Source organism: Collimonas sp. (assembly GCF_044339385.1).
Taxonomy (GTDB): Bacteria; Pseudomonadota; Gammaproteobacteria; order Burkholderiales; family Burkholderiaceae_D; genus Collimonas.
In genome coordinates this window covers 1-7735 of record NZ_JBIIVN010000124.1, presented here as the reverse complement: position 1 = coordinate 7735, position 7735 = coordinate 1, and the positions used below count along the sequence as shown (strand labels likewise).

7 protein-coding genes are annotated in these 7735 nt (G+C 55.9%); 1 reads left to right on the top strand and 6 read right to left on the bottom strand.

The features are described 5' to 3' along the window. The 6 genes from ACIQ0R_RS09515 to uraH form a co-directional block, all read right to left on the bottom strand. Positions 1-1176 (bottom strand): translation initiation factor IF-2 associated domain-containing protein (locus tag ACIQ0R_RS09515; RefSeq protein ID WP_395826523.1); only part of this gene is annotated, 1176 nt, incomplete at its 3' end. Between the two features lie 58 nt (positions 1177-1234). Further along, complete coding sequence (gene nusA, locus ACIQ0R_RS09510; protein WP_395826520.1) at positions 1235-2794, bottom strand: transcription termination factor NusA; 1560 nt, start codon at positions 2792-2794, stop codon at positions 1235-1237. Beyond that, positions 2791-3276: a ribosome maturation factor RimP gene (gene rimP / locus ACIQ0R_RS09505; RefSeq protein WP_395826517.1), complete on the bottom strand. Its 486-nt coding sequence runs from the start codon at positions 3274-3276 to the stop codon at positions 2791-2793. The genes nusA and rimP overlap by 4 nt, the downstream gene beginning before the upstream one ends. A gap of 422 nt (positions 3277-3698) precedes the next feature. Beyond that, entirely contained in the window at positions 3699-5645 is a 1947-nt protein-coding gene (gene rluB / locus ACIQ0R_RS09500; protein WP_395826515.1) for a 23S rRNA pseudouridine(2605) synthase RluB, read from the bottom strand. A gap of 10 nt (positions 5646-5655) precedes the next feature. Beyond that, the gene (gene scpB / locus ACIQ0R_RS09495; RefSeq protein ID WP_395826529.1) at positions 5656-6600 is read right to left on the bottom strand and encodes an SMC-Scp complex subunit ScpB; all 945 of its coding nucleotides are present in this window, start codon (positions 6598-6600) and stop codon (positions 5656-5658) included. Positions 6601-7043: 443 nt separating this feature from the next. Next, a complete protein-coding gene (gene uraH, locus ACIQ0R_RS09490) occupies positions 7044-7373 on the bottom strand; it encodes a hydroxyisourate hydrolase (RefSeq protein ID WP_395826526.1) in 330 nt (109 codons plus the stop codon). Between uraH and ACIQ0R_RS09485 the strand changes: the two genes are divergently transcribed. Next, on the top strand, positions 7366-7506 hold the full coding sequence (locus ACIQ0R_RS09485; RefSeq protein WP_395826513.1) for a hypothetical protein: 141 nt from the start codon (positions 7366-7368) through the stop codon (positions 7504-7506). The two genes, uraH and ACIQ0R_RS09485, sit on opposite strands and share 8 nt — an antisense overlap. Positions 7507-7735 lie beyond the last annotated feature (229 nt).

The window sequence follows — 7735 nt, the reverse complement described above, 5'->3', positions numbered from 1 at the left end:
CTTGATGACCTCGGACGCTTTGACTGACATCTTGTGCGCCAGCTCGGCGACCGTAATGGTTTCAGGAACATAGATGTCCTTGACCACTGCCTCGGTCGGTGCCTGGAAATTGCTTTCATGATCGTCGCCGTGCGAGTTGCGGCGTCCCTTAGGACCACCACGCCAGCCATCGCGACCGCCACCGGTATTGCCGCGGGTCTTGATGCCCAGGCCGCGCTTCTTGGTAGCGTCATCTTGCCAGGTAGAAGAAACGTTGGCGGACTTGATCGACTTCTTGTCGACCACGGCCTTTTTGTCGTCTTTCTTCTCGCCCGGCTTCTTGTCGGCTGGCTTGTGCAAGGTGCCTTCAGCGGTCTTGGCCGGTGCAGCCGGTGGCGCTACCGGTTCAGGTGCCTTGATCACGCGGCGCGGCGCATTCATCATGGCCTTGATCTGCGCCACTTCATCCTGCACTGCCTTGCGAGCACGTTCCGTCGCAGCCGATTTCTCAGCAGCTTCCTTGGCAGCTTGTGCTGCCTTTTGCTTGGCCTCTTCGTTAGCCAGACGTTTCTTTTCTTCTGCCGCGGGATCTTCTTGCTTGACCGCCGCATCGGTAGTGGCAACCACTGGGACCGGTGCTTGCGCGGCGGCTTTCTTGGCTTCCTGCTCGGCCTTCTTGGCGTCGTTTTCAGCTTTTAGCGCAGCCTTGGCTTGCGCTTCTTTCTCAGCTTCCAACTTGGCCAGCCGTTCTTGTTTCTCAATCAATTCTGCTTCCTGGCGAGCTATCAATTCTGCTTGACGACGAGCTTCTTCAGCCCGCCGTGCCTGCTCCGCCTCGTCAATGACGGGCGCAGCGGGCGCGACCGGAGCTGGCGCCACTTCGACGACCGGCTCGTCACGCTGGACGAAAGTCCGCTTCTTACGTACTTCAACCTGAATCGTGCGCGACTTGCCGGTGGCATCAGCCTGCTTGATCTCGGTGGTTTCCTTGCGGGTCAGCGTGATTTTCTTCTTCTCGCTATCTGGACTTGCACCGTGCGAACGGCGCAGGTGCTCCAGCAGGCGATCCTTGTCTTCTTTCGACAAGGCGTCGTCAGTCGATTTTTTTTGGACGCCAGCCGATTGCAGTTGTGTCAGCAGTGTATCCGCTGACATTTTCAGCTCGGTGGCAAATTGGGCTACATTGTTACTCGCCATTCAGTCCTCTTTTTCTATGTGGCGCGGCAGACGATACGGAACCTCTCGGATCACTCGATCACTTGGCTTCCGCTGTATTCCATGCCTTGGCTTGCAGCGCCTTGGCATGATCATCGTACTTGGCATCGATGAGTTTCATCTCATCGTCGGTCACATCTTTAAACTCTTCTTCAATCAAATGCCGCGCACGCTCGGCTGGCAAAGCCAGGATCGCGCCGAACTCGTCATACGCCAGGGCGGCAAAAGCAGCCAATGTCTTGACTCCCGCCAAGCCCAGTTTGCCAGCGGTAACCCGGTCAATGCCTTCGAAGTTGAGCAGCGCATCTTCCATGCCTTCTAGCCCTTCTTCCGAGGCAATGGCTTCGGTTACCAGCGCATCACGCGCCCGGTTGCGCAGTTCGTTGACAGTGTCCTCGTCAAACGATTCGATCTCTAGCATTTCAGTGATCGGCACGTAGGCGATTTCTTCCAGGCTAGCGAAACCTTCTTCTACCAGTATGTCAGCGACTTCCTGATCAACGTCCAGCTTTTCCATGAACAGCGCCCGAATCGCCGCGGTTTCCACCGCCGACTTATCGGCCGATGCTTCGGCTGTCATGATATTGATCTGCCAACCTGTCAACTCTGCTGCCAAGCGTACGTTCTGCCCGCCACGACCAATTGCGATTGCCAGATTTTCTTCGTCGACGACAACGTCCATCGCGTGCTTTTCTTCGTCAACCATGATCGACGAAACATTTGCCGGGGCCAGTGCACCGATGACGAACTGTGCCGGATCTTCCGACCAAAGCACGATGTCGACGCGCTCGCCGCCCAATTCGCCAGTGACGGCCTGCACGCGTGAACCACGCATACCGACGCAAGTGCCGATAGGATCGATACGCTTGTCTTCAGTAAATACAGCGATCTTGGCACGCACGCCAGGGTCGCGGGCTGCCGACTTGATTTCCAGCGCGCCTTGTTCGATTTCCGGGACTTCCAGCTCGAAGAGCTTCATAATGAACTCTGGCGCGGTACGCGAGAGAATCACTTGCGGGCCGCGAGCATTGCGATCGATACGCAGGATAAAGGCACGTACACGGTCGCCGATACGCAGATTTTCCTTAGGAATCGTCTGATCACGCGGCAAGCGCGCCTCGATTTTGCCCGATTCGACGATGGCATCGCCGCGTTCCATCCGTTTGATGGTGCCGGTTACCAGAGAATCGCCACGCTCCAGGAAGTCGGCCAGGATCTGTTCGCGTTCAGCGTCACGGATACGTTGCAGCACAACCTGTTTAGTGTCTTGCGCAAAACGACGGCCAAACTCAACCGATTCGATCGGCTCTTGGATGTGATCGTCGACTTCGACGTCATCAATCTGTTCCTTGGCTTCAAATAGCAGGATTTCCTGATCCGGCAATTGCAGGCCGGCTTCGTCCGGCACAACGTGCCAACGACGGAACGATTCGAATTCGCCGGTCTCACGATCAATCGTGACGCGGATATCGACATCGCCCTCGTAGCGTTTTTTGGTTGCCTGTCCAAGCGCGTGTTCGAGCGCACCGAACACAACATCTCGATCGACGTTTTTTTCATGCGCGAGCGCATCGACCAACAATAAAATTTCGCGACTCATGCTTTGCGACTCCTAAAATCCACTTGCGGCACCAGGTGTGCCTTGTCTACATCGGCGAGCGTAAAATCCAACACCGCCAACCCATCGTTTGTTTCAAATTCGATTTTCAGATTCTCGCCTTGCGGCTCACCCAGTACGCCTTGAAAAGTCTTGCGATGCGCAGGACCCGGCATCGGAACGCGCAATTTGACGATTGCCTCCTTGCCCGCAAAACGCACATAGTCAGCCAGTTTCTTCAACGGCCGGTCGAGCCCGGGCGACGACACTTCCAAACGCTCGTACACGACATTTTCCACCGTCAGCACATGCAGTAGTTGATGCGTCACTTTTTCGCAATCTTCCACCGTGATCTGACCTTGCTCTGCATTCTCAGGCGTGAAATCGATGTATACGCGCAGCAAGCCACGCCCAGCCTTTTCGAATTCGACCAGCTCGTAGCCCATGCCAACCACGGTTGTTTCAATTAGCTCCAGCAACTGCAAGACAACTCCTCAATAAAGATCCGCACGCCCCGCTTTTGGCGAGGGTTCGCGCAATGTAAAAACCGGCCGAAAACGAAAAGCAAAAAAAAATGGGCATCTGCCCATCTTCTTATCGTTTGTCATTTAAGCAGTTTCCACGAGATCGGCTGCGAATCAACCTGTGAATCCCGAAATTTAATTCAGGATTCTAAGTTTAATTCCATTAATGACTTCTGTTAACTTGTAAATTATAAACGATTGGGCTATGTATCACAATGCAGGAAGTTTGCATTTAACGACAATCCCCGCATCCAAAGCCTGGGATTAATCATTAAAGCAACACTATCCTGCTGCAACGCAACTGCTCCGGCACACTTAATTTCCAAAAGGAAAACATCGACCTGGGTTACTCAACCAGGCTGGATGGCATGCCATCCGATTAATCACCCCCGCGGACGACGACGCGGCATTCCCTGCCTGCCATGCTGTCCACCTTGACCGCCATACTGACCACCAGCTGACGATTTGTTAGGCCGCGCCGGACGGGCGAAACCATTACCGCCGCCGTTGCGCCGTGGCTGCCCGGCATCCGGGAAACCCAGCGCGGTCTGCAACGGATCCGGCTGACGACTGCGCGCCGGAGCGTTACCGCCACCTGGCGCACGGCCTTGGCCGCTACGCCCCTGATTACCGCGCGACTGACCGAATCCCTGGTCACGGAAAACGCCCGGTCCTTGCGGCGCACTGTTAGCGCGGTTACCGTTCGGCTGGCGGTCCTTATTGAATTCAGGACGGCCCTTTGCGCCGCTGGCAGCCTGCCCACCAGGCTTGTCCAAACCGTGCGCAGCCATCATATCGCGCACCGCATTCTCATCCAGCTCTTCCCATCGGCCGCGCTTCAAGCCGCGCGGCAAGGTCATCGCACCGTAACGGGTGCGAATCAGGCGCGACACTGTAAGGCCGATTGCTTCAAACATACGGCGCACTTCGCGATTACGGCCTTCACCGATAATGACGCGATACCACTTATTGATACCTTCGCCACCGCCATCTGCGATTTTCGAAAATTGCGCAACACCGTCTTCCAACTCTACGCCGGCAAGCAACTTCTGACGCATGCCCTGCTCCAGCTCACCCAGGGTACGCACCGCGTATTCGCGGTCGATGCCGTAGCGCGGATGCATCAGGCGGTTAGCCAGATCGCCGGAAGTTGTAAATAACAGCAGCCCTTCAGTATTGAAGTCGAGACGGCCGACAGCCAGCCATTTGGCAGCCTTCATGTTCGGCAAACGATCGAATACCGATGGACGGCCATCCGGGTCGTTGTGGCTGACGATTTCGCCAGCTGGCTTGTGATACACCAGCACCCGCGGCGGACGCTTGGTCACTTTGCGCTGCAACAACTTGCCGTTGATACGAACTTGATCGGTTGGCAAGATACGCTGACCGATATGGGCTGGTTCGCCATTGACCGAAACCCGGCCGGCGATGATCAACTCTTCCATATCACGGCGCGAACCAAGACCAACGTCAGCCAACACTTTGTGCAATTTCGGCGCATCGTCTTCGGCAGTCAAATCTCGCCGGACATTTTTTTGCGCCTGGCGAGCGCTACCGTCTTCCATCGTCGCCAGCGCATCGAAAGACTCGGAGGTCACGAACGAGAATACATCATCGGCATCGCCGCCACGCGAACCTGGCTTGCCGCCACGTTGAGCCGGCTTGCCAGCCTGTGGCTTCTCACCCTTTTGCTGGCGATCGCGCGTGTTGCGCTCAGCATTGCGGCCGTTGCCATTGTTACTATGATCGACGCGCGGCTGGCGCGCCTCGCCTGCCACAAAAGCTGGAGCATCACCGCCTTGCGACGCCACTTCACGGCCCGCTGCAATGGCGACATTGCCGGTTTCAGCAACTGTACTTAGCGACGATTCCTGGGCACGTTGTGCGGCACGGTTGCTGCGCAACGCGCGCGGACCGCGCACTCCGCGTCGGACTGGCCGCTCGCGTGGCGCTGCTTCAGGATTGACGAATGACGGATCGGCAAACGGTGCCGGATCAACCACGAATGCGACGACAGGAGCTGGCTCATCGACGACCTGAACCTTCTTTCGTGGTGCCGCTTTTGGCTTGACCGGGGCTGCCACTTCAGAAGCCACATTGACGGACTCCACCGAGCCCGCCGGCTCATCGGCCGCTGCGGCTATTTTTTTACGCGGAGCACGACGGGCTGGCTTGATGGGCTCTGCCGCTTCAGCAGTAAGCACAACCGGCGTATCTTGCGCTGCTGCGACAGCGGTCGCAATCTTGCGCGCCCTTGGCTTCTTGGCCGGCTGCGGTTCAGTGGCGGTCAGATCAGCGACCGGTGCATCATTGGAACTAGGTGGGTTCATTATTCAGGTGTTAGTTATGCCGACCTGGCGTGGCTTCATCATTCGATTCGGACGCATGGTCGTTAGTGTGGGTTTCATTCGATACAACTGGTGCTGCCTGTGGCTGAGCAACTTCTGCATCAACCACTTTCATCGCATTTTGGGTTGTGACTTCCGATGCATTGACGCCTGCACCCTCCATAACTGGTGCTGCAACCTGCCGGGCGTACGCGGTCGCGTCGTCCAAAGTATGGCTCAGTGTATCCTGAGCGACCGTACCGACCTCCAGCTCAGCAGGTGCTTCAACTCCATTTACTTCAATTGTTTGCAGCGCCGCAGCGGCGTCCAGCACGGCTTTAGCTTCGATACTTGCTTCCAGATTTGCCTCCAATGCGTGCAGCTCCAGCAAATTACCTTCCTGCATGTCATTTTTAACCACTTGCTGCAAGGGCGGCAATTGATCCAGAGATGTCAGGCCGAGATCGTCCAGAAACTGCTTGGTGGTGGCGAACAAGGCCGGCCGCCCCGGCACGTCGCGATGCCCGATAGCCTCAATCCAGCCACGCTCTTCGAGCATTTTTACTGTCTGCGAATTGACCGTAACACCACGGATTTCCTCGATATCGCCGCGCGTGACCGGTTGACGATAAGCAATGATTGCCAGGGTTTCGAGGGTTGCACGCGAATATTTCGGGGGCTTTTCCGGATTCAGGCGTTCCAGGTAGATTTTCATCTCCGGACGGCTCTGAAAACGCCACCCCGTCGACAAGGCGACTACTTCAATCCCCTTGTCGGACCAATCGTCGCGCAGTTCCTCCAGCATCGATCTGATCGTATCTGCATTGATTTCGCCATCATTCTCATCACTATCTTCGCCATTTCGCGCATAAAGCTTTTTTAAGTCGTTAAGCGACAGCGGCTCGTGAGCACAGAGCAAAGCAGTTTCGAGGACTTTCTTAGCCTCAATAGTATTCATGTACGACGTATGTTGTTTAAATTTTATTAAAAATTCGCAGAGGTCATGTTCAACGAGCGGCGCCGGCAACATGCGCATGACGCCAGGTCAAAAAAAGAAACCTGTTGATACAGTTATCCAGCGCCCGTTAGAGGAGGATTAATGAGGGCGGGGACATAAGACTTGAGCAAGCAGATAGCACTTCCGGTGCACCGCTTGTTCTTTACATTTCGACCAGGCTACCGATTACAGGCACCGAGCGGCCGATTGTCGCAAAATGTTCAGGGGGAGTGTAGCACAAAGCTCGGCGCGAAGGCGATTTGATGTTACGGATGTGGTTATTTGTCGATAGCTGCAACGATGATTGGCGGATTCGCGATCTCTGATACCGGCGAGGACGGTGCGCTAACCGCGCGCAGCTCATGCGGGCTCAATAAGTGAGCCCGGCCGCCGCAACGGCTGGCTTAACTGCCGCGATAAGTAGAATATGACCACGGGGATACCACCAGCGGCACATGATAATTTTGCTCGGCGCAGGCAATGCCGAATGCCAGCGTAACCTTGTCGACAAAACGCGGGCTTGGCATCTGGATTCCTTGCGCTGCGAAATAATCGCCGGCCGAAAACACCAACTCATATTGGCCGGGTTGCATTTCTTCACCTTGCAGCAACGGCTGGTCTACACGACCGTCCTGATTAGTGACGGCATTCTTGAGCAGGCGACGTCCGGATGCAGTCACAGCGTAAAGTGCAATGTCGACGCCAATGCCCGGCTTGCCCTGACTGATGTCCAGAACGTGCGTACTTGGCGCTACACACGATTTCGACGATCCCGGCCATCAACATCAGGCGCTTGACGCCAACCGCAACGCCAAGGATGACGTCATGCAGCGCGCCGCCGGCCTGCTCGACGGGATTGCTCCTTGATGTCAGTGCCAGGCGTTGCAATTTGATTGCCTTCAAGCCTGCGTAAGATATGCAATGTTCCGCTATCATAGGCGCAGGGCATAGCGTGCCCGGTATCGATGTTCTGAGCTTCCCTCGATTTTTCGTCTTCCAACAGGTGGCTTTTATGCCGCCTGTTTTTCCTGATGTTGCTCAGTGAGCCAGTCATCTAAATACTGGCAGGGTGAACGATAGCCAAGCGTCGAATGCT

Excerpts from the sequence above, each read along its gene's own strand:
- nusA (WP_395826520.1), bottom strand. The coding sequence starts at position 2,794 with ATGAGTCGCGAAATTTTATTGTTGGTCGATGCGCTCGCGCATGAAAAA.
- rluB (WP_395826515.1), bottom strand. The coding sequence starts at position 5,645 with ATGAACCCACCTAGTTCCAATGATGCACCGGTCGCTGATCTGACCGCC.
- scpB (WP_395826529.1), bottom strand. The coding sequence starts at position 6,600 with ATGAATACTATTGAGGCTAAGAAAGTCCTCGAAACTGCTTTGCTCTGT.
- ACIQ0R_RS09485 (WP_395826513.1), top strand. The coding sequence starts at position 7,366 with ATGTCCAGAACGTGCGTACTTGGCGCTACACACGATTTCGACGATCCC.